At 34.4% G+C, this 23,106-nt stretch carries 20 protein-coding genes and 1 pseudogene; 19 read left to right on the top strand and 2 right to left on the bottom strand.

Annotated features, from left to right (window positions below):
• Positions 1–34: 34 nt before the first annotated feature.
• The 6 genes from rpoC to tuf all read left to right on the top strand — a co-directional run bounded on the left by rpoC (position 35) and on the right by tuf (position 8,685).
• Positions 35–3,625 carry a DNA-directed RNA polymerase subunit beta' gene (gene rpoC / locus JVU85_RS10560; protein ID WP_167868140.1) on the top strand — a complete coding sequence of 1,197 codons (3,591 nt, stop codon included), beginning with the start codon at positions 35–37 and terminating at the stop codon, positions 3,623–3,625.
• 140 nt (positions 3,626–3,765) lie between these two features.
• Complete coding sequence (locus JVU85_RS10565) at positions 3,766–4,020, top strand: ribosomal L7Ae/L30e/S12e/Gadd45 family protein (protein ID WP_002509423.1); 255 nt, start codon at positions 3,766–3,768, stop codon at positions 4,018–4,020.
• A gap of 96 nt (positions 4,021–4,116) precedes the next feature.
• Positions 4,117–4,530: a 30S ribosomal protein S12 gene (gene rpsL, locus JVU85_RS10570; protein WP_002509424.1), complete on the top strand. Its 414-nt coding sequence runs from the start codon at positions 4,117–4,119 to the stop codon at positions 4,528–4,530.
• Positions 4,531–4,600: 70 nt separating this feature from the next.
• Complete coding sequence (gene rpsG, locus JVU85_RS10575) at positions 4,601–5,071, top strand: 30S ribosomal protein S7 (RefSeq protein ID WP_002509425.1); 471 nt, start codon at positions 4,601–4,603, stop codon at positions 5,069–5,071.
• Positions 5,072–5,191: 120 nt separating this feature from the next.
• On the top strand, positions 5,192–7,282 hold the full coding sequence (gene fusA / locus JVU85_RS10580; RefSeq protein ID WP_021459830.1) for an elongation factor G: 2,091 nt from the start codon (positions 5,192–5,194) through the stop codon (positions 7,280–7,282).
• Between the two features lie 215 nt (positions 7,283–7,497).
• Positions 7,498–8,685, top strand: a complete 1,188-nt coding sequence (tuf, locus tag JVU85_RS10585; protein ID WP_002509426.1) for an elongation factor Tu — start codon at positions 7,498–7,500, stop codon at positions 8,683–8,685.
• Positions 8,686–8,790: 105 nt separating this feature from the next.
• Here the strand turns inward: tuf and JVU85_RS10590 are convergent, their stop codons facing one another.
• On the bottom strand, positions 8,791–9,966 hold the full coding sequence (locus tag JVU85_RS10590) for a M20 family metallopeptidase (RefSeq protein WP_103388462.1): 1,176 nt from the start codon (positions 9,964–9,966) through the stop codon (positions 8,791–8,793).
• A 189-nt stretch (positions 9,967–10,155) separates the two neighbouring features.
• Between JVU85_RS10590 and JVU85_RS10595 the strand changes: the two genes are divergently transcribed.
• Positions 10,156–11,346 carry a glycine C-acetyltransferase gene (locus tag JVU85_RS10595; protein ID WP_204172524.1) on the top strand — a complete coding sequence of 397 codons (1,191 nt, stop codon included), beginning with the start codon at positions 10,156–10,158 and terminating at the stop codon, positions 11,344–11,346.
• A gap of 105 nt (positions 11,347–11,451) precedes the next feature.
• Here JVU85_RS10595 and JVU85_RS10600 read toward each other — a convergent pair whose 3' ends face one another.
• Entirely contained in the window at positions 11,452–11,949 is a 498-nt protein-coding gene (locus JVU85_RS10600) for a hypothetical protein (protein WP_002509429.1), read from the bottom strand.
• Between the two features lie 230 nt (positions 11,950–12,179).
• Between JVU85_RS10600 and JVU85_RS10605 the strand changes: the two genes are divergently transcribed.
• The 12 genes and pseudogenes from JVU85_RS10605 to JVU85_RS10660 form a co-directional block, all read left to right on the top strand.
• Positions 12,180–12,752: a GNAT family N-acetyltransferase gene (locus JVU85_RS10605; RefSeq protein WP_204172525.1), complete on the top strand. Its 573-nt coding sequence runs from the start codon at positions 12,180–12,182 to the stop codon at positions 12,750–12,752.
• Between the two features lie 16 nt (positions 12,753–12,768).
• Positions 12,769–13,275: a GNAT family N-acetyltransferase gene (locus tag JVU85_RS10610; RefSeq protein ID WP_002509431.1), complete on the top strand. Its 507-nt coding sequence runs from the start codon at positions 12,769–12,771 to the stop codon at positions 13,273–13,275.
• 237 nt (positions 13,276–13,512) lie between these two features.
• Entirely contained in the window at positions 13,513–14,181 is a 669-nt protein-coding gene (locus tag JVU85_RS10615; RefSeq protein ID WP_021459836.1) for a Wzz/FepE/Etk N-terminal domain-containing protein, read from the top strand.
• Positions 14,182–14,197: 16 nt separating this feature from the next.
• Positions 14,198–14,893 (top strand): polysaccharide biosynthesis tyrosine autokinase, encoded by a 696-nt coding sequence (locus tag JVU85_RS10620; protein WP_002509433.1) that lies wholly within the window; start codon positions 14,198–14,200, stop codon positions 14,891–14,893.
• Entirely contained in the window at positions 14,886–15,653 is a 768-nt protein-coding gene (locus tag JVU85_RS10625) for a tyrosine-protein phosphatase (protein WP_002509434.1), read from the top strand. The genes JVU85_RS10620 and JVU85_RS10625 overlap by 8 nt, the downstream gene beginning before the upstream one ends.
• Positions 15,654–15,716: 63 nt before the next feature.
• Positions 15,717–17,474 carry a polysaccharide biosynthesis protein gene (locus tag JVU85_RS10630; RefSeq protein ID WP_239441202.1) on the top strand — a complete coding sequence of 586 codons (1,758 nt, stop codon included), beginning with the start codon at positions 15,717–15,719 and terminating at the stop codon, positions 17,472–17,474.
• Positions 17,475–17,484: 10 nt separating this feature from the next.
• Positions 17,485–18,522 carry a nucleoside-diphosphate sugar epimerase/dehydratase gene (locus JVU85_RS10635; RefSeq protein WP_204172526.1) on the top strand — a complete coding sequence of 346 codons (1,038 nt, stop codon included), beginning with the start codon at positions 17,485–17,487 and terminating at the stop codon, positions 18,520–18,522.
• Complete coding sequence (locus JVU85_RS10640) at positions 18,519–19,628, top strand: polysaccharide biosynthesis C-terminal domain-containing protein (protein WP_204172528.1); 1,110 nt, start codon at positions 18,519–18,521, stop codon at positions 19,626–19,628. The genes JVU85_RS10635 and JVU85_RS10640 overlap by 4 nt, the downstream gene beginning before the upstream one ends.
• A gap of 4 nt (positions 19,629–19,632) precedes the next feature.
• On the top strand, positions 19,633–20,763 hold the full coding sequence (gene wecB / locus JVU85_RS10645) for a non-hydrolyzing UDP-N-acetylglucosamine 2-epimerase (protein ID WP_002509438.1): 1,131 nt from the start codon (positions 19,633–19,635) through the stop codon (positions 20,761–20,763).
• The gene (locus tag JVU85_RS10650; RefSeq protein ID WP_204172530.1) at positions 20,757–21,389 is read left to right on the top strand and encodes a CatB-related O-acetyltransferase; all 633 of its coding nucleotides are present in this window, start codon (positions 20,757–20,759) and stop codon (positions 21,387–21,389) included. The genes wecB and JVU85_RS10650 overlap by 7 nt, the downstream gene beginning before the upstream one ends.
• Positions 21,390–22,502: a glycosyltransferase gene (locus tag JVU85_RS10655; RefSeq protein WP_204172532.1), complete on the top strand. Its 1,113-nt coding sequence runs from the start codon at positions 21,390–21,392 to the stop codon at positions 22,500–22,502.
• A gap of 15 nt (positions 22,503–22,517) precedes the next feature.
• A pseudogene (locus tag JVU85_RS10660) lies at positions 22,518–23,106 on the top strand (lipopolysaccharide biosynthesis protein); the annotation flags it as partial.

The following is a 23,106-nucleotide window of genomic DNA, read 5'->3' on the forward strand; positions in this document are numbered from 1 at the left end:
AGGCTCCTTGATTGATGTAAATAATTTCCATTATATGAAAATAGGACTTGCTTCACCTGAAAAAATCAGATCTTGGTCTTTTGGTGAAGTCAAAAAGCCAGAAACAATAAACTATCGTACACTTAAACCAGAAAAAGATGGTCTTTTCTGTGAAAGAATTTTTGGACCTACAAAAGACTGGGAATGTAGTTGTGGTAAATACAAACGTGTGCGTTATAAAGGCATGGTTTGTGACAGATGTGGTGTGGAAGTAACTAAATCTAAAGTGCGTCGTGAACGCATGGGACACATTGAATTAGCAGCACCAGTATCACATATTTGGTATTTCAAAGGTATCCCAAGTCGTATGGGCCTTTTATTAGATATGTCACCAAGAGCATTAGAAGAAGTTATTTACTTCGCGTCTTATGTGGTAGTTAACCCAGGACCAACAGGTTTAGAGAAGAAAACATTACTTTCTGAAGCAGAATACAGAGAGTATTATGATAAATTCCCAGGCCAATTTAGCGCTAAAATGGGTGCTGAAGGTATTAAAGATTTATTAGCAGAAATAAATTTAGATGATGAATTAAAACACTTACGTGATGAGCTTGAATCAGCTACAGGGCAAAGATTGACTCGTGCTATTAAACGTTTAGAAGTTGTTGAATCATTTAGACATTCTGGTAATAATCCTGCTTGGATGATTTTAGACGTATTACCAATTATTCCACCAGAGATCAGACCAATGGTTCAATTAGATGGTGGACGTTTTGCTACAAGTGATTTAAACGATTTATATCGTCGTGTTATTAACCGTAATAACCGTTTAAAACGTTTATTAGACTTAGGTGCTCCTGGCATCATCGTACAAAACGAAAAACGTATGTTACAAGAAGCAGTAGATGCTTTAATTGATAATGGTCGTCGTGGCCGTCCAGTTACTGGTCCAGGTAACCGTCCATTAAAATCATTGTCACATATGTTAAAAGGTAAACAAGGTCGTTTCCGTCAAAACTTATTAGGTAAACGTGTTGACTATTCAGGCCGTTCTGTTATTGCAGTAGGACCTAGCTTGAAGATGTACCAATGTGGACTACCTAAAGAAATGGCATTAGAATTATTCAAACCATTCATTATGAAAGAATTAGTACAACGTGAAATTGCAACGAATATTAAAAATGCCAAAAGTAAAATTGAACGCATGGACGATGAAGTATGGGATGTTTTAGAAGATGTTATCGTAGAACACCCAGTATTACTTAACCGTGCGCCTACACTTCACAGATTAGGTATCCAAGCCTTTGAACCAACATTAGTTGAAGGTCGTGCGATTCGTTTACATCCACTTGTAACGACGGCTTATAACGCTGACTTTGATGGTGACCAAATGGCTGTTCACGTACCTTTATCTAAAGAAGCACAAGCTGAAGCACGTATGTTAATGTTAGCTGCACAAAATATCTTAAACCCTAAAGATGGTAAACCAGTTGTAACACCATCACAGGATATGGTATTAGGTAACTATTATTTAACATTAGAACGTGCAGATGCTGTGAATACAGGTACAATTTACAACGATACTAACGAAGTATTAAAAGCGTATGCTAATGGTTATGTGCACTTACACACACGTATTGGTGTGCACGCACAATCATTTAATAATCCAACATTTACAGAAGAACAAAATCGTAAGATCTTGACAACATCTGTAGGTAAAGTGATATTTAATGAGATTATTCCTGATTCATTCGCCTATATTAATGAACCTTCACAAGCTAATTTAGAAGATAAAACACCAGATAAGTACTTTGTTTCTGCAACTGAACTAGGTGAAGGCGGATTACAAGAATACTTCAAAGATCAACCACTTGTTGATCCATTCAACAAAAAATTCTTAGGTAATATCATTGCCGAAGTGTTCAATCGCTTTAGCATCACTGACACATCAATGATGCTTGATAGAATGAAAGACTTAGGATTTAAGTTCTCTTCTAAAGCGGGTATTACTGTTGGTGTATCTGATATTGTGGTATTACCAGACAAGCAAGATATTTTAGATGAACATGAAGAATTAGTTGAACGTATTACAAAACAATTTAATCGTGGTTTAATTACTGAAGATGAGCGTTATAACCGAGTAGTCGAAATTTGGACAGACGCCAAAGATAAGATTCAAGGTGAATTAATGCAGTCATTAGATAAAACAAACCCTATCTTCATGATGAGTGACTCTGGTGCCCGTGGTAACGCATCTAACTTTACACAGTTAGCAGGTATGCGTGGACTCATGGCTGCGCCATCCGGTAAAATTATTGAGTTACCAATTACATCATCATTCCGTGAAGGTCTAACAGTATTAGAGTACTTTATTTCTACTCACGGTGCGCGTAAAGGTCTTGCCGATACAGCACTGAAAACTGCCGATTCAGGTTACCTTACTCGTCGTCTTGTTGATGTGGCTCAAGATGTTATTGTCCGTGAAGAAGATTGTGGTACAGACCGTGGTTTACTTGTTTCAGACATCAAAGAAGGTACTGAAATGATTGAACCATTCATCGAGCGTATCGAAGGTCGTTATTCTAAAGAAACAATTCGTCACCCTGAAACAGATGCAATTATCATCCGTCCAGACGAATTGATTACTGCAGATATCGCTAAACAAATTACAGATGCTGGTATTGAAGAAATGTATATCCGTTCAGCATTTACATGTAATACACGTCATGGTGTATGTGAAAAATGTTACGGCAAAAACCTTGCTACAGGTGAAAAAGTCGAAGTTGGTGAAGCAGTTGGTACAATTGCAGCCCAATCAATCGGTGAACCTGGTACACAGCTTACAATGCGTACATTCCACACAGGTGGGGTAGCAGGTAGCGATATCACTCAAGGTCTTCCTCGTATCCAAGAAATCTTTGAAGCGCGTAATCCAAAAGGACAAGCGGTAATCACTGATATCGAAGGTACAGTAGAAGACATTAAACTAGCGAAAGACCGTCAACAAGAAATTGTCATTAAAGGTAATAATGAAACTAGATCTTACCTTGCTTCAGGTACTTCAAGATTGAAAGTCGAAGTTGGACAAGCAGTAGAGCGTGGAGAAGTATTAACTGAAGGTTCAATTGAACCGAAAAACTTCTTATCTGTTGCTGGCTTGAACGCAACTGAAAGCTACTTACTAAAAGAAGTACAAAAAGTTTACCGTATGCAAGGTGTTGAAATCGACGATAAACACGTTGAGGTTATGGTAAGACAAATGTTACGTAAAGTACGTATCATTGAAGCAGGCGATACGAAACTATTACCTGGCTCATTAGTAGACATTCACAACTTTACTGATGCTAACCGTGAAGCGTTCAAAGAACGTAAACGTCCAGCAACAGCTAAACCAGTATTATTAGGTATTACGAAAGCATCTCTTGAAACTGAAAGCTTCTTATCTGCGGCTTCATTCCAAGAAACAACTCGTGTCCTAACAGATGCTGCAATTAAAGGTAAACGTGATAACTTACTTGGCTTAAAAGAAAATGTTATTATCGGTAAATTGATTCCAGCAGGTACAGGTATGAGACGTTATAGAGACGTTAAATACGACAAAGCTGCTCCGGAACAAGAAATAGAAGAAGCTATTATTACTGAATAATAGGGTGTATAAAACACAGTGACCGATGTTAAGTCGGTCACTTGTTTTTTTGATATTTAAGGCTATTTATAGTTGACGCGGCACCACGTAGATGTTACTATTATTAAGGTTGATGCAAGCAGAACTTTGGAGGATATTTTATGTCTAATGAAAAAGTTGCACGCTTTAACAAACAACACTATGTTATTGGTCAGAGACAGACGCTGAAAGCACTGAGCAACGATCAAGTTACATCATTGATTATCGCTGAAGACGTAGAAGTTTATGTACTTTCTCGCGTGTTAAGCCAAATCAATCTACAAACAATGCCTATATCATTTTTTGCGAGCAAACAAGCTTTAGGAGAATGTGTAGGGATTAATGTTAATGCTTCTATTGTTGCATTACTAAAATGAGATTAGTGAGAAGATATTCTTACTAAATTTTATTTAACCTAAAAATGAACCACCTGGATGTGTGGGATTAAAAAAGAAGAGAGGAGGACATTTTAAATGCCAACTATTAACCAATTGGTGCGTAAACCAAGACAAAGTAAAGGTAAAAAATCTGATTCACCAGCTTTAAACAGAGGTTTTAACAGTAAAAAGAAAAAATTTACTGACTTAAATTCACCTCAAAAACGTGGTGTTTGTACTCGTGTGGGTACAATGACACCTAAAAAACCTAACTCTGCGTTACGTAAATATGCACGTGTGCGTTTATCAAATAACATTGAAGTAAATGCATACATCCCTGGTATCGGCCATAACTTACAAGAACACAGTGTTGTACTTGTACGTGGTGGACGTGTAAAAGACTTACCTGGTGTGCGTTATCATATCGTACGTGGTGCGCTTGATACTTCAGGCGTTGATGGACGTAGAAAAGGTCGTTCATTATACGGAACTAAGAAACCTAAAAAATAAGTTTAAAATTTCGTAAATTTTACTTATAAAATCTCAAAATATATTATAATAGGAAGGGAGGACTTACATTATGCCTCGTAAAGGATCAGTCCCAAAAAGAGACGTATTACCAGATCCAATTCATAACTCAAAATTAGTTACAAAATTGATCAACAAAATTATGTTAGATGGTAAACGTGGAACAGCTCAAGGAATTCTTTATAATGCTTTCGAACTAGTTCAAGAACGTAGTGGTAGAGATGCATTAGAAGTATTTGAAGAAGCTATTGAAAATATCATGCCAGTATTAGAAGTTAAAGCTCGTCGTGTTGGTGGTTCTAACTATCAAGTACCTGTAGAAGTTCGTCCAGAACGTCGTACTACATTAGGATTACGTTGGTTAGTAAACTATGCTCGTCTTCGTGGTGAAAAAACTATGGAAGAGCGTTTAGCTAACGAAATCTTAGATGCAGCTAACAATTCAGGTGGCGCAGTTAAGAAACGTGAAGATACACACAAGATGGCTGAAGCAAACAAAGCGTTCGCTCACTATCGCTGGTAAGATGGTAGTTTTTACCCTGAGTATGTTCCAATTTGATAGTTTACTATCTGTGGCTCGTGCTTAGGGCATCGCCATATTTATAGTATTTATTCGCAGTAATACTGGAAGGAGAAAAAATACATGGCTAGAGATTTTACTTTACAAAGAACTCGTAATATCGGTATCATGGCTCACATTGACGCTGGTAAAACAACTACGACAGAACGTATTCTTTACTATACTGGCCGAATCCATAAAATCGGTGAAACACATGAAGGTGCTTCACAAATGGACTGGATGGAGCAAGAACAAGATCGTGGTATCACTATCACTTCAGCTGCAACAACAGCACAGTGGGATGATCACCGTGTAAATATCATTGATACACCAGGACACGTAGACTTCACAGTTGAGGTTGAACGTTCTTTACGTGTACTTGATGGTGCGGTAACAGTACTTGATGCGCAATCAGGTGTTGAACCACAAACTGAAACAGTTTGGCGTCAGGCAACAACTTATGGTGTACCTCGTATTGTATTCGTAAACAAAATGGACAAGTTAGGTGCAAACTTTGAATATTCTGTTAGCACTATACATGATCGTTTACAAGCGAATGCGCAACCTATCCAATTACCAATTGGTGCGGAGGACGAGTTCGAAGCAATCATTGACCTAGTAGAAATGAAATGTTTCAAATACAACAATGACTTAGGAACTGAAATTGAAGAAATCGAAATTCCTGAAGATCAAAAAGACAGAGCAGAAGAAGCACGTGCTAACTTAATCGAAGCCGTTGCTGAAACTAATGAAGACATCATGGAAAAATATCTTGGTGATGAAGAAATCACTATTGATGAATTGAAAGCTGCTATCCGTAAAGCTACTACTGATGTAGAATTCTACCCAGTACTTGTTGGTACAGCATTCAAAAACAAAGGTGTTCAATTAATGCTTAACGCTGTTATTGACTACCTACCATCACCATTAGATGTTAAACCAATCATTGGTCACCGCGCTGACAATCCTGACGAAGAAGTTATTGCTAAAGCGGATGACGATGCAGAATTTGCTGCATTAGCATTCAAAGTAATGACAGACCCTTACGTTGGTAAATTAACATTCTTCCGTGTGTACTCAGGTACGTTAACATCAGGTTCATATGTTAAAAACTCAACGAAAAATAAACGTGAACGTGTAGGTCGTTTATTACAAATGCACGCTAACTCTCGTCAAGAATTAAACACTGTATACTCAGGCGATATCGCTGCTGCGGTAGGTCTTAAAGATACAGGTACTGGTGATACTTTATGTGGTGAGAAAAATGACATCATCTTGGAATCAATGGACTTCCCAGAGCCAGTTATTCACTTATCAGTAGAACCAAAATCTAAAGCAGACCAAGATAAAATGACTACTGCTTTAGTTAAATTACAAGAAGAAGATCCAACTTTCCATGCTCACACAGATGAAGAAACTGGACAAGTTATCATCGGTGGTATGGGTGAACTTCACTTAGATATCTTAGTAGACCGTATGAAGAAAGAATTTAACGTTGAATGTAATGTTGGTGCGCCAATGGTTTCTTACCGTGAAACATTCAAGCAATCAGCACAAGTTCAAGGTAAATTTGCTCGTCAATCAGGTGGACGTGGACAATATGGTGACGTTCAAATCGAATTTACGCCTAACGAAACTGGCGCAGGTTTCGAATTTGAAAATGCCATTGTTGGTGGTGTAGTTCCTCGTGAATACATTCCATCTGTTGAAGCTGGTCTTAAAGATTCAATGGAAAATGGTGTATTAGCTGGATATCCATTAATTGATGTTAAAGCTAAATTATTTGATGGTTCATACCACGATGTCGATTCATCTGAAATGGCCTTCAAAATTGCTGCATCATTAGCACTTAAAGAAGCTGCTAAAAAATGTGATCCAGTTATCTTAGAACCAATGATGAAAGTAACAATCGAAATGCCTGAAGAGTACATGGGTGACATCATGGGTGACGTAACATCTCGTCGTGGACGTGTAGATGGTATGGAACCACGCGGTAACGCACAAGTTGTTAACGCATTTGTACCACTTTCAGAAATGTTCGGTTATGCAACATCATTACGTTCAAACACTCAAGGTCGCGGTACTTATACTATGTACTTTGACCACTATGCAGAAGTTCCAAAATCAATCTCTGAAGAGATTATCAAGAAAAACAGTGGAAACCAAGCTGAATAATTAAACTTGTGTTGTACGACAAACGTCGGTAAAATACAAAATAAGCTTAATTATAAGCCATCCAATTGTTTGAATTGATTTTTTGGTCTAAATGCATTATAAAGGAACTATGTTCCTTTGCATTAACTAGTTATCTGTCTTCTCATGATGGTGAGAAACTGTCATGAGAGATAATTATTAAATATATTTTCTAAGAGAATAGGAGAGATTTTATAATGGCTAAAGAAAAATTTGATCGCTCAAAAGAACATGCCAATATTGGTACTATCGGTCACGTTGACCATGGTAAAACAACATTAACAGCTGCTATCGCAACTGTATTAGCAAAAAATGGTGACGCTGTAGCTCAATCATATGACATGATTGACAACGCTCCAGAAGAAAAAGAACGTGGTATTACAATCAATACTTCACACATCGAATATCAAACTGAAAAACGTCACTATGCTCACGTTGACTGCCCAGGACACGCTGACTATGTTAAAAACATGATCACTGGTGCTGCTCAAATGGACGGCGGTATCTTAGTAGTATCTGCTGCTGACGGCCCAATGCCACAAACTCGTGAACACATCTTATTATCACGTAACGTTGGTGTTCCAGCATTAGTAGTATTCTTAAACAAAGTTGACATGGTTGACGATGAAGAATTATTAGAATTAGTAGAAATGGAAGTTCGTGACTTATTAAGCGAATATGACTTCCCAGGTGACGATGTACCTGTAATCGCTGGTTCTGCTCTTAAAGCTCTAGAAGGCGACGCTGACTACGAGCAAAAAATCTTAGACTTAATGCAATCAGTTGATGATTTCATCCCAACTCCAGAACGTGACTCTGACAAACCATTCATGATGCCAGTTGAGGACGTATTCTCAATCACTGGTCGTGGTACTGTTGCTACAGGCCGTGTTGAACGTGGACAAATCAAAGTCGGCGAAGAAGTTGAAATCATTGGTATGCAAGAAGATTCAAGCAAAACAACTGTTACTGGTGTAGAAATGTTCCGTAAGTTATTAGACTACGCTGAAGCTGGTGACAACATTGGTGCTTTATTACGTGGTGTTGCTCGTGAAGACATCCAACGTGGTCAAGTATTAGCTGCTCCTGGATCAATTACACCACATACTAAATTCAAAGCTGAAGTTTATGTATTATCTAAAGACGAAGGTGGACGTCATACTCCATTCTTCAGTAACTACCGCCCACAATTCTATTTCCGTACTACTGACGTAACTGGTGTTGTTAACTTACCAGAAGGTACTGAAATGGTTATGCCTGGCGATAATGTTGAAATGGACGTTGAGTTAATTTCTCCAATCGCTATCGAAGACGGTACTCGTTTCTCAATTCGTGAAGGTGGACGTACTGTAGGATCAGGCGTTGTTACTGTAATCGAAAAATAATTTAAACTTTATCTAATATAGATGTAGTTTGAAGCCTCCATTATTGGAGGCTTTTTTTGTATTCAAAAAAGATAGGTAGCATTGTTGTACCTATCTTCTGAAGTATTATTTAGTTATAATGACTTGCTCTAGTTCTAAAATTTTTAAAAAGGTGCTGACTGCATATTTCATCGCAGATTCGTCAATATCAAAATACGGACTGTGATGTGGCGCAGTTGTGCCTTTGGTTTCGTCTCCACAACCAGTGAGGAAAAAAGCACCCGGACGTACGCGTTGATAATGAGAAAAATCTTCTCCGACCATCATCAATTCAGCATTATTAAAGCGGAAATTTAATTGATCTGCAGCAGCTTGTACGACATCATAAGCTTGTGGATGATTATGCACTGGTAAATACCCTTTAATATAATCAAAGGTATACGTGATGTCGTTCGCGACTGCTAAACCTTCTAATATTTTTTCCAATCGTTCAATAACATGTTGCTGTATTTCTGTATCAAAAGTGCGTACTGTGCCACGACAATAAGCAGCGTCAGGGATAACATTGTCAGCATCGCCAGCTTTAATCATTCCAAAACTCACTACGGCTTGTTTAACCGGGTCTATCGTACGTGAAACGATTTTTTGTGCGCTTAAAATAAATTCAGCCATAACGACTACAGGATCTATTGTTTCGTGTGGTTTAGCGCCATGACCACCTTGTCCTTGAATCTTAATATTAAATTCATCAGGTGAAGCCATCATCGCGCCATTGCGTGAATAGATAGCACCAGTAGGATAGCCACTCCATAAATGGTTTCCATATATACGATCTACATCTTGTAAACAGCCAGCATCAATCATTTCTTGAGAACCACCAGGCATTATTTCTTCACCATATTGGAAAATCAGTACGACATCTCCATTTAGGTTATTGCGGTGTTCATCTATAAGTTCAGCCACACCTAATAAAATAGCTGTATGGCCATCATGTCCACATGCATGCATTTTTCCAGGATGCTTTGATTTAAAGTCTAAATTCGTTAATTCATCTATGGGTAAAGCGTCAAAATCGGCACGTAAAGCGATTGCTGGACCATCACCTTTGCCTGAAAATCTTGCAACGATACCATTACGGCCAACAGGTGATTGTATATCGCACGATAATTGGCTTAATTGATTTAAAATAAAATCATACGTATGTTCTTCTTCGAATGATAACTCAGGATATTGATGGAGATATCTGCGAATTTGAATCATTCTATTTTCTTTCATATTTGCTAGTTGATACCAATCAAACAATTTCAACCCTTCTTCCTATTCTATTTTCATATGACTTCAGTATAACATTTTCCTTCTAAAGCCTATAGAGCACGAGTTAAAATATTATCTTTAGAATTAATTTTCAATGCCGTATTTAGTACTTTTAACTTAAATCAAAATGCGATATGATGGGGTTAAGTACATAGACAACTCAAAGGGGGAATCACAGTGGTACAATCACTGAATGACTTTTTAACAGAGAATATTAATTATTTAAAAGATAATGGACTCTACAACGAAATAGACACAATTGAAGGTGCGAATGGCGCTGAAATTAAAATTAATGGTAAAAACTATATTAATCTATCATCAAACAACTATTTAGGACTAGCGACAGATGAAGACTTAAAAACAGCAGCTAAAAATGCTATTGATACGCATGGTGTGGGTGCAGGTGCAGTACGTTCAATCAATGGGACATTAGATTTACATGATGAATTAGAGCAAACATTGGCGCAATTTAAAGGAACAGAAGCAGCTATTGCTTATCAATCTGGCTTTAATTGTAATATGGCTGCGATATCTGCAGTAATGAATAAAAATGACGCTATTTTATCAGATGAATTAAACCATGCTTCTATTATTGATGGTTGCCGTTTATCAAAAGCTAAAATTATCCGCGTGAATCATTCTGATATGGAAGACTTACGTGCCAAAGCAAAAGAAGCAGTGGAATCAAGACAATATAATAAAGTAATGTATATTACAGATGGCGTCTTTAGTATGGATGGAGATGTTGCAAAATTACCAGAAATCGTAGAAATCGCTGAAGAATTTGGATTGTTAACTTATGTTGATGATGCACATGGTTCAGGTGTTATGGGTAACGGCGCTGGTACTGTAAAACATTTCGGTTTACAAGACAAAATTGATTTCCAAATCGGCACATTATCAAAAGCAATTGGTGTTGTAGGCGGTTATGTGGCAGGTACTCAATCATTAATCGATTGGTTAAAAGTACAATCAAGACCTTTCTTATTCTCTACTTCATTAGCTCCTGGAGATACAAAAGCGATCACAGAAGCTGTTAAAAAATTAATGGCTTCAACTGAATTACATGATAAATTATGGGAAAATGGCAATTATTTAAAAGCAGGTTTAAAAGAATTAGGCTTTGATATTGGTCAATCAGAAACGCCGATTACACCAGTCATTATTGGTGATGAACAGAAAACACAAGATTTCAGTAATAAACTGAAAGAAGAAGGTGTTTATGTAAAATCAATCGTATTCCCAACTGTACCAAGAGGCACAGGACGTGTACGTAATATGCCAACTGCAGCACATACTAAAGAGATGTTAGATGATGCCATTGCAGCATTTGAAAAAGTTGGAAAAGAATTAAATATTATTGAATAGATTAATTGAGCATATTTCATAGAAATTTTTGCTGTAATAAATGAATAATGACTATAAGAAGAAGCTAGAACAGACAATTGTTCTAGCTTCTTTGTTATCATGTGACTAATGGGCATGTCGTTTAGTAATGGAATCTTTGGCAGTATTAGTATCGTCACGTTGTTTTGCATCTTGTTGTGCTTTAGCTTCTTTTGCCTCTTTAGTTTGTAGAAATGGTATAGTACACCACACGACATGCAATAAAATCGTAAATATAATGAGGACGATTGGTATGAAAATTTGAATGATACTGATATCAACAATAAAAGAAATGATAATAAATGCTGTGATGGATGGTAACGCACAGACAATTACTAACGTAAGTAACACAAATTGTAATACTTGTGTAGCGACTGAGTTAAATAAGTCTAACACTAAGATAAAGATATAAAATAGTGTAATGAGTACAAGCAATACAACAATCCAACCTTCAGATAAGCCACTTTGACTCTCGATGTAAGATTGATATGGTGTTAGTGTTGGTAAAATAAAAATCAGCATCGTTGCCAACCAAGCTAAAATTCCAAAGAATGTGAATAAAATATTAGACAGATGTTTATTCATTGTAACAACCTCCTTAAATGCTTGGTTCTAGCATGTTATAACAAAGAAAATATCAATGTTTATAAGTGTAAAATTACTTATTATCAGTATACCCATCTCGAAAAAAAGTAAGCATGGCGGAATTTTTTACTAACAAATTAGAAAGTAGTATGATAGGGTCAACTAGCTTAATTAACGGTGTGCAATATACAGAAAATTGTGGTTTTTTATTTTAAAAGGGGAATAACTAAATGAAATACAATTTAAGGTTGCATTTTCAGACACAACGTCTTATCATTAGACCGTTGGAAAAAAATGACTATCATTCATGGTATAACGGTTATAGTAACAGTAAGCTAGCACAATATAAATATGATAAGGGACAACTTGATTTATTAGAGAAGACCGAATCATGGTTTTACACACTTGTGCGTAACCAACAAGAAGCGATAAAAGAAGATGATATTTATTATTTTGCTATCTTTGATAAACCTGGGCAACATATCGGAATGATAGATTTGAAAACATTAAGTAGAGACAATTTTCAATGGGCAGAATTAGGCTACTTTATTCACAACCAATTTTGGAGACGTGGCTATGCCTATGAAGCACTAGTTGAAATCGTGGCACAAGCACAACAGATATTACATTTTCATAGAATAGAAGCACATGTCAATCTTGATAATGAACCATCACAAAAGCTATTAGAAAAAGTGGGCTTCCATTTTGAGTGTATACGTAAGGGATTTATATTTGAAAATGGTCAATGGACGGATCATTTTGTTTATTATTTAAACACACATAATAATGATATAAGTAGTTAGAAGGAGGCACATCAGCATGGCTGAATTTAGAGAGTTGGCAATGTCAGATGAATCTTTATATTGTAATTATATGAAGGAATGGATAGATAATGATGAGCAAATCGTTCCATCGATTACAAGTATTACAAAATATAGTTGTTTCGAAGAATTAGTGCATGAACTAGCACATAATAAAACACGCGATGAAACAGTGGATAACACAACATTCTTCTTAATTGATGATGAAGAAATTATCGGTGCAGTTAATATTAGACATCATTTAAATGATTCATTGAAAAAAGTCGGTGGTCACGTTAGTTACGGCATACGCAAAAAATATCGTGGTAAAGGTTACGGTAATAAAATCTTGAAGAAAGCTTTAGATTATTTATCACGTATTGGCGTACAAGAAGCCTTAATTACTTGCAATGCAGATAATGAAATTTCATTGTCAGTCATTGAGCATAACGGTGGCGAAGAAATCGAACCATATACAAAAGAAGATGGTACAACAACACGACGTTTCTTATTCGACATTGCATAATAAATTTACAACAAAATAAGAATTACACATTTTTTTGGAAGCACTTTTTTATTAAGTGCTTCCTTTTTTTTGCTTATTTTAAAATTTACCACAGCTTGAAAGTATATTCAGGTAAAATTTTAATGCAACATATTTGTAAATTACAATATGGTTCGCAATAAAAATTGTGAGCAAATATTGATATTACAAAATGGATGGCATTTAATCAATTGTAAAACATGATTAATGGAGGTAAATATGGAAAAAACATTAGATTTGATGAAGTTAAAAGACATAATAAAGAAAAACTTAAAGTTCTTATGTTTAGTGCCACTTTTATTTTTAATTAGTAGTGCAATGATTACTTTTTTTATTATGGTTCCCAAATATGAAGCTTCTACCCAAGTCTTGGTTAATCAAAAAGAAAGTGATGGTCAGCAATTTAATCCGCAACAAGTACAAAGCAATATTCAATTAGTAAATACATATAATGAAATTATTAAAAGTCCTCGTATTTTAGAGGCCTCTGCCAGAAAACTAAGCAAAAAATATAGTGCGGACGATATTGCTGCAATGTTAACTGTGTCAAATCAGGCTGAAACGCAATTATTAAACATTAATATACAAAGTGAAAATAAGAAGGAAACGGAAAAAATTGCTAATACTATTGCACAGGTATTTAGTGATGAAGTGACTGACATTATGAATATAGATAATGTGTCAATTTTATCTAAAGCTAATGGGACCGCCATACAAGTTGCACCTAAACCACTTGTAAATTTATTTATCGGATGGACATCGGGATTATTAGTAGCGCTGTTTGCTGTTGTACTAAAAGAATTATTTGATAAACGTATAAAAACAGAAGTAGATGTAGCAACGGAATTGGACTTACCAGTTCTAGGCGCTATACAAAAATTCAAATAAGGAAGGTTGCTCAGCTATGGCTAAAAAGAATAAAAATATAACACCCCTGTACACATATGATCAACCCAAATCAACGATTAGTGAAAAGTTTAGAGGAATAAGGTCGAATATTATGTTTTCGAATGCAAATGCTGAAATTACAGATATCATAGTTGCCTCAGAAAAAACTGCAGCAGGAAAAAGTACGATTGCAGCAAATATTGCAATTACATATGCGCAAGCAGGTTATAAAACATTACTTATAGACGGTGATATGCGTAAACCGACGCAACATTATGTTTTTGATGTAACGAACAATAATGGATTATCAAACTATATGTTAGGTAGGGCAATGTATCAAGATGCTGTCAAAGAGACGTTCGTTGCAAATTTGTTTGTACTAACTTCTGGTCCGATACCACCGAATCCATCTGAGTTAATTGGTTCAGAAAAATTTAAAACAGTATACCAGCAACTAAAGCAAGAGTTTGATTTTATTGTGATCGATACACCACCGGTAACGAGTGTGACTGATGCTCAACTATACGCTATCAATGTGGCGAATTGCATTTTAGTCATTGATAGCGAAAAGAATGATAAAAATGAAGTGAAAAAAGCTAAAGAATTAATTGAAATATCAGGAGCAAAAGTTATTGGTGTTGTATTAAATAAAATGCCGAAAGATAAATCGTCAAATTACTATTATTATTACGGAGATGATAGTAATGATTGATTTTCATAATCACGTGTTAATTGATGTTGATGATGGACCACAAAATATTGAAGCAGCGAGTAAACTGCTACAACAAGCACGTACAGAAGGAGTAACTGAAATAATAGTGACGCCTCATCATTTACATCCTAAATATTCAACGACTATGCACTGTGTTGAAGAAAAGTTGTTGGAATTACAAAATCATGAAGAAGTAAAACAATTGAACATTAACTTTTATGCGGGACAGGAAATTCGATTGACAGATCAAATTATTACTGAGCTAGAACAAGGAACTATTAAAGGAATTAATGATTCACGTTATTTATTAATTGAATTTCCATCGAACGAAGTGCCGTATTATACGCATAAGCTATTTTATGAATTACAAAATAAAGGATATATACCAATCATTGCACATCCAGAAAGAAATAAAGAAATGAGTCAAAATCTTGATGTATTATTTGAGCTAATTAACATGGGAGCTTTAAGTCAATTGACTTCTGGATCGTTAGTAGGTGTTTTTGGTAAAAACGTTAAAAAGTTAGCATTTCAAATGATAGATAACAATTTAGTACATTTTGTAGGTTCCGATGCACATCATGCCATACATCGTCCATTTTTGATGCGTAGCTTATTTCAGGACCGTAAGGTGAAGCAGTATCATGGTGAATTAACTAATTTTTTAACAAATGCACAAAAGGTGGTTAGGGATGTACACATATCCAAATTTAAGCCAACTCAGGGATATAAAGAGAAAAAATGGTTTGGACTAACTTAGTAAATTGAATGAGGGATTATAGTGACGCACATTTCTGCAAGATTACGGTTATTAATATTAATTATGATTGATTCAATAATAGTAACTTTCTCAGTCTTTGTAAGTTATTTTATCTTACAGCCATATTTTGAAAGTTATTCTATTAAATTATTAATGTTATCAGCGCTGTCGTTGTTAATATCGCATCACATTTTTGCCTTGGCTTTTAACTTATATCATCGGGCATGGGAGTATGCTAGTGTGGGTGAACTCTTGTTAGTTGTGAAAGCGGTAACTTCATCTATTGTGAGCACAATGATTATCGTAGCAATCTTAACAGCGCAAAGTCCATTTATTAGGTTGTATTTTATTACATGGATGATGCATTTAATATTTATTGGTGGTTCTCGTTTATGTTGGAGAGTATCAAGTAAACACTTTGGTGGCAAAGCATATAATAAAAAACCTACATTAGTTGTCGGTGCTGGCCAAGGAGGTTCGATGTTGATTCGTCAAATGTTGAAAAGTGTTGAGATGAAATTAGAACCAGTATTGGCAGTAGACGATGATCCGAAAAAGTACAAAATAGCAATTACTGAAGGAGTTAAAGTACAGGGAACGATAGCTGATATTCCGGAGTTAGTAAAGAAATTTAACATCAAAAAAATTATTATAGCAATACCTACAGTTAATCAAAAGAGATTAAAAGAAATTAATAATATCTGCAATATTGAAGGTGTTGAGTTATTAAGAATGCCTAATATTGAGGAAGTTATGGCAGGAGAAATTGAAGTTAATCAACTGAAAAAGGTAGAAGTTGAAGATTTACTTGGGAGGGACCCAGTAGAACTAAATATGCAAATGATATCACAGGAGTTAACGCATAAAACGATATTAGTTACCGGTGCAGGTGGTTCTATAGGCTCAGAAATTTGTCGCCAAGTTTGTAAATTTAGCCCGAACAAAGTCGTGTTGTTAGGACATGGTGAAAATAGTATTTATTTAATACACCAAGAATTGTCCAAACAGTATGCAGGGGAAATTGAGTTTGAACCTGTAATAGCCGATGTGCAAAATAGAGTGCGATTATTTGAAGTGATGAATTACTACAAACCGTATGCCGTGTATCATGCAGCAGCACACAAACACGTTCCACTGATGGAATATAATTCACAAGAAGCATTACGTAATAATGTACTAGGAACGAAAAATACTGCAGAAGCAGCGAAACATGCAGCTGTGAAAAAGTTTGTCATGATTTCTACAGATAAAGCAGTAAACCCACCGAACGTTATGGGAGCGACAAAGCGAGTTGCAGAGATGGTTATACAAAGTTTGAACGACAAAACATCACAAACAGACTTTGTCGCTGTCCGTTTCGGTAATGTGTTAGGTTCGCGAGGTTCAGTAATTCCATTATTTAAGCAACAAATAGAAGCGGGTGGCCCGGTTACTGTAACGCATCCAGAAATGACGCGGTATTTTATGACGATACCAGAAGCATCAAGATTAGTATTACAAGCTGGTGCCTTAGCACAAGGCGGAGAAGTTTTCGTACTCGATATGGGAAAACCAGTAAAAATAGTAGATTTAGCGCGTAATCTTATTAGGTTAAGCGGTAAAAAAGAAGAAGATATCGGTATTGAATTTTCTGGTATAAGACCAGGAGAAAAGCTATACGAAGAGTTACTGAATGAGGGTGAAATACATCCAGAACAAGTATATGAAAAAATCTATCGAGGTAAAGTGAAATTCTTCTCTCGAGTAGAAGTAGACGAAATCATAAATGATTTAGTAAATAACTTTTCTAAAGAAAAAATTATCCAGATTGCTAATGAATAGGAGAATTAATATGTTTAAAGATAAAGTGCTATTAATCACTGGTGGAACAGGGTCATTTGGTAATGCCGTTATGGATAGATTTCTTGAAACAGATATAAAAGAAATTAGAGTGTTTTCAAGAGATGAAAAAAAGCAAGACGATATGAGGAAAAAATACAACAACTCTAAACTAAAATTTTATATAGGTGACGTGAGAGATTCACGTAGTGTTGAAACTGCTATGAGAAATGTAGATTTTGTATTTCATGCAGCAGCTTTAAAACAAGTGCCTTCTTGTGAATTTTTCCCAATAGAAGCTGTTAAAACAAATATACTCGGTACTGAAAATGTACTACAAAATGCTATTCGTCATAATGTAAAAAAAGTAATTTGTTTATCTACAGATAAAGCTGCCTATCCGATTAATGCAATGGGCATTTCTAAATCAATGATGGAAAAAATATTTGTAGCTAAATCTAGAAATGTGGATAGTGAGCAAACATTAATTTGTGGTACTAGGTACGGTAATGTGATGGCTTCAAGAGGCTCAGTCATTCCTCTCTTCATAGAAAAAATTAAAGCTGGAGAACCATTAACAATAACAGATCCAAATATGACAAGGTTTTTAATGACTTTAGAAGAAGCCGTTGAATTAGTGATTTATGCATTTGAGCACGCACAAAATGGAGACATTATGGTTCAAAAAGCACCGAGCTCAACAGTTGGAGACCTTGCGACAGCACTTTTACAATTATTTGAAGCATATAATGACCTCAAAATAATCGGTACAAGACATGGTGAGAAAAAGTCTGAAACATTATTAACTCGCGAGGAATACGCTCAATGTGAAGATTTAGGAAATTATTTCAGAGTGCCAGCAGATTCAAGAGATTTGAATTACAGTAATTATTTTGAAGATGGTAGTAAAAGTATTACTGCATCTTATGAATATAATTCTGATAATACGACAATATTAACAGTTGAAGAAATTAAGGAGAAATTGCTGACTTTAAAATATGTTCGTACTGAATTAAGCAAATACCATAAAAGACAGGAGCGTTTACATTGAAAATTGTTATAACTGGCTCAAATGGCTTTGTCGGAAAAAACCTAAAAGAAGATTTGAAAGCAACAACAGATTATGAAATTTTTGAAGTGCACAGACAAACTTCCTCAGATGAATTAAAACAGTATTTACTGGTAGCTGATTCAGTTGTGCATTTAGCAGGCGTAAATAGGCCTCAAAATGATACGGAATTTAAAATAGGTAATGTAGAGTTTTTACAACAAATACTTGAAATCTTAAAAGATAACCCTAAGCAACCAAAAATTATTTTTGCTTCATCAATTCAAGCTGAAATTGATACACCATATGGTAATAGTAAACGTGAAAGTGAGCATCTACTTATTAATTTTGCAGTACAAAATGGCAATGAAAGTTTAATTTATCGCTTGCCTAATTTATTTGGTAAATGGTGCAAACCGAATTACAACTCAGTTATTGCTACGTTTTGCCATAATATTGCTCGAAATAAAGAAATACAAGTTAATGATGAGGATGTTGAACTTAAATTAAACTATATTGATGACGTTATTAAAGAATTTAAAAATGCAATTGCAGGACGACCGACTATTAAAAATGACAGACCCGAAGTACCTAATGTATTTGAAGAAAAATTAGGTACAGTAGCTAAACTATTATATCGATTTAAAGAAATGAATATAAATAAATCACTCCCAAATATTGAAAATCCATTTGAACGAGCATTGCATAGTACATTTTTAAGTTACTTACCTAAAGATAAATTTAGTTATCCTTTAAAAATGAATGTTGATGATAGAGGATCATTTACAGAGATTTTTAAAACTATAGATAGAGGTCAAGTTTCGGTTAATATTTCAAAACCTGGCATTGTGAAAGGAAACCATTGGCATCATACAAAAAATGAAAAATTTTTAGTTGTTTCTGGTCATGGTGTTATTCGTTTTAGAAAAGTTGGAGATGACAAAATTATTGAATATCCTGTTACTAGCGAAAAACTTGAAGTAGTTGATATTCCAGTAGGTTATACACACAATATTGAAAACTTAGGTGACACAGATATGGTTACAATCATGTGGGTAAATGAAATCTTTGACCCACATAATCCAGATACATATTTCTTGGAGGTCTAAATAAGTGAAAAAATTAAAATTAATGACTGTTGTTGGTACAAGGCCTGAAATTATTCGGTTATCAGCAACTATAAAATCATGCGATAAGTATTTCAATCACGTATTAGTACATACGGGTCAAAATTATGACTATACGCTGAATCAAGTGTTTTTTGAGGATTTAGAATTAAGAAAACCAGACTACTTTCTTGAAGTGGTAGGAAGTCATTTAGGTGAAACAATGGGTAACATTTTAGCAAAATCATATGAAGTTTTAGCTGAAGAAATGCCAGATGCACTGTTAATTTTAGGAGATACCAATAGTTGTTTAGCAGCGTTATCAGCGAAAAGACTTAAAATTCCAGTATTTCATATGGAAGCAGGAAACAGATGTTTTGATCAAAATGTACCAGAGGAAATTAATCGGAAAATTGTCGACCATGTCAGTGATGTTAACTTACCTTACACAGAACATAGTAGACGCTATTTACTTGATGAAGGTATCCAAAAACAAAATATTTTTGTGACAGGGTCTCCTATGAAAGAAGTATTAGATGAACATTTAACTAAAATTGAGGGAAGTAGCATTCTTTCAAACTTAAAGTTAACACCGCAAAATTATATTTTAGTGTCAGCGCATCGTGAAGAAAATATTGATAATGAGCAAAACTTCTTATCATTGATGAGTGCGATTAACGCAATTGCAGAGAACTATCAAATGCCAGTTATTTATTCAACGCATCCAAGAAGTTGGAAAAAAATTGAAGAAAGAAACTTCAAATTTCATCCATTGGTTAGTCAATTAAAACCATTTGGTTTCTTTGATTATAATGCATTGCAGAAAAATGCATTTGTCGTATTATCCGATAGCGGTACATTGTCTGAAGAATCAGCTATTTTAAAATTCCCAGGTGTCTTAATCCGTACATCAACTGAAAGACCGGAAGTACTTGATAAAGGGACAGTTATTGTTGGTGGCATTTCATATGCCAATCTTGTGCAATCTGTAGAATTAGCGAAATTAATGCAAGAAAATGACGAGCCAATGGTTGACGCAATCGACTATCAAGATAGCAATGTTTCAACAAAGGTCGTTAAAATTATTCAAAGTTATAAAGATATTATTAATCGCAATACTTGGAGGAAATCATGTTAAATAAAGTATTTACTTTAATAAAATCATCATCTTCTAAGGAAAAAAATGTGAAGATAAATAGATTAGCTTATGTCACTAATTCAACTTTTGAAGGTAATAATTTTATAGATAGGTTTTGTAAAGTCAGAAATTCTACTATCGGTAAATATAGTTATATTGGTTTTGGTAGTGATTTTAATAACGTTAAAATAGGCAATTACTGTTCAATTTCATCTGATGTAAAGATGGGTTTAGGTAAGCATCCAGTAGATTTTTTTAGTAGCTCTCCAGTCTTTTATTCAAACAATAACCCTTTTGCTTCAAAAGAAGTTTATTTGAACTTTGATGAGAGTCCGAAGAAAACTGTTGTTGGACATGATGTATGGATTGGTGCTAATGCAATCGTACTAGATGGTGTTCAAATAGGTACTGGAGCAATCATAGCAACAGGAGCAGTTGTAACGAAAGATGTTGCTCCTTATGAAATTGTAGGTGGAATACCAGCTAAAGCTATAAAAAAAAGATTTGATAATGCCACTATTCAGCAGTTACTTGAAAGTAAATGGTGGTTAATGGAGCCAAAAGAACTTAAAGCAAATAACTTTTCGCTAAAAAACTTGGAATTACAACAGAATAGGAAGAGATAAATGAAAATTTTAAATATTGTATCTAGCAATATTGTTCAAGATCCAAGAATTTTGAAGCAAATGGAGACGATTAAAACTATTACTAATACTCATTTAATGGTCGGAATGAACAATAATAATGTTACAGAAGAACGTTTAAAAAACATAAACTTTAACTTTAAACTTCTTGGTGATAAACAAGATACTACTTCAATTTTAAGTAAGTTGTCTAAACGCATTAAATTTGCCAAAGGTGTAATAAGACAAATTAAAAGATATAAACCAGATGTAATTCATGCAAACGATTTTGATGTACTGCTAATGGTTTATTTTAGCGGTTATAAAAATGCAAAAATCGTCTTTGATGCCCATGAAATATATGCTAAGAACGCATTTATCAATAAGTACAGAGTTATATCTAAAATTGTTGAACTTATTGAAAAACATATTATAAATAAAAGGGTGAATGCATTTGTTACTGTGAGTCATGCAGCTAAATCATATTATTTAAAAAAAGGTTATAAAAAAACGCCGCATGTGATTACCAATGCACCGTTTCTCGATGAATCATTGACTTTAACTAAAAGTAGTGAAATTAATGAAGTTGTTTATCAAGGTCAGATTGTTGCAAATCGTGGTTATGAGGAGTTTGTTAAAGCTGCTACAATTCAGCATGAACAACCAGTTAATTATGTGATTAGAGGATTTGGCCTACAAGAAGACGAAATTAGAAAACTTATTAAAGTAGAAAATGCTAACGTAAAATTAGCTAAACCTGTAGAAGTAAAAGAGTTAGTTCAAAAACTAAGTGAAAGTGATATTGGTGTAGTTCTTACTAAACCTGTTTCAATAAATTTTAAATATACAGTGTCTAATAAAATTTTTGAATGTATACATGCTGGATTGCCAGTAATATTATCTCCAGTTAAAGAACATTACTACTTAAATGAAAAATATGAATTTGGAATTGTAATAGACAAAGTAACACCTCAAAACATTGCTGAAGCCGTGCAAACATTATTAAATAATAAAATTTTATACAACAAATTAAGATGTAATGCTATTAAGGCATCTAATGAGCTGAATTGGCAAAATGAAAGTGAAAAATTAAAAAGAATATATTTAAGTAATTAATAGTGTGGTAGCAAAATGAATAAATCAAAAGACTTTATCTATAGTGTGTTATCTAACGTAATGATCATGGTTTTAATGCAGTTTTTACTTCTACCTATTTATTCAAAATCACATTCTACAATAGAATTTGGGAACTTCATTTTACTTTTAACATTAGTTAATATGATTTCACCTATCATAGGGAACACATTGAATAACATAAGATTAATAAATAAAAATAAAGATCAAATAATTGAATCGGAATACTTATTTTTAATATTTATGGGATCTGTAATAGTAATGTGTGTAACGGGTCTTTATTCTCTAGTGAATCAGTTTGCATTCATAGATATTATGTTTTCTAGTTTGTGGTCAGCATTTTTATTAATAAGATGTTATTTATTTGTATATTACAGATTAGATTTTCGATTTAAATCACTATTTTATATAAGTTTAGTAGCAAGTGCAATTATGATAATAGGCGGCGTAAGTATGTATTTATTGCATACATCTGTGTTCGTAATATTATTTTTGAGTGAATTTTTAATGAGTATATTAATGATATTTGAATATAAGAACGTATTAAAAAAAACAAATATTAAAATGGATAAAGTCCGTATAATTG

Source organism: Staphylococcus sp. GDY8P72P (genome assembly GCF_016890655.1).
Taxonomy (GTDB): domain Bacteria; phylum Bacillota; class Bacilli; order Staphylococcales; family Staphylococcaceae; genus Staphylococcus; species Staphylococcus arlettae.